The 355-nt window shown below is 67.3% G+C and carries 1 protein-coding gene; it reads right to left on the bottom strand.

Translation table 11 applies throughout. The annotated features are described in order from the left end of the window. The coding region (locus XH88_RS25620) for an AMP-binding protein (protein ID WP_271671026.1) at nucleotides 1–355 on the bottom strand (355 nt) is incomplete at both ends.

Raw genomic sequence — 355 nt, 5'->3', positions numbered from 1 at the left:
AAGCCGCGCGACGATCTCGCCCGGCTCGATGCGGTAGCCGCGGATCTTCACCTGATCGTCGTTGCGGCCCAGGAACTCAAGATTGCCGTCCGGTAGATAACGTGCAAGGTCGCCGGTCCGGTACAGCCGATCGCCCTCGACAAAGGGACTGGCGATGAACCGCTCGGCGGTCAGCTCAGGGCGGTTGAGGTAGCCCCGTGCCACCCCCGCCCCGCCAATGTAAAGCTCGCCGACCGCGCCGAACGGCACGGGCGCGCCATGGCCGTCCAGCAAGTACACCCGCGTGTTGGCGATTGGGCGCCCGATCGGGACCACCGCCCCATTGAAATCAGCCGGGCAAGGCCAGATCGTCGCG

The sequence above is a fragment of the Bradyrhizobium sp. CCBAU 51627 genome (genome assembly GCF_028128765.1).
In the GTDB taxonomy this organism is placed as follows: domain Bacteria; phylum Pseudomonadota; class Alphaproteobacteria; order Rhizobiales; family Xanthobacteraceae; genus Bradyrhizobium.
Note: the sequence above shows the minus strand (reverse complement) of the source record. Positions and strands in the feature narration are given on the sequence as shown.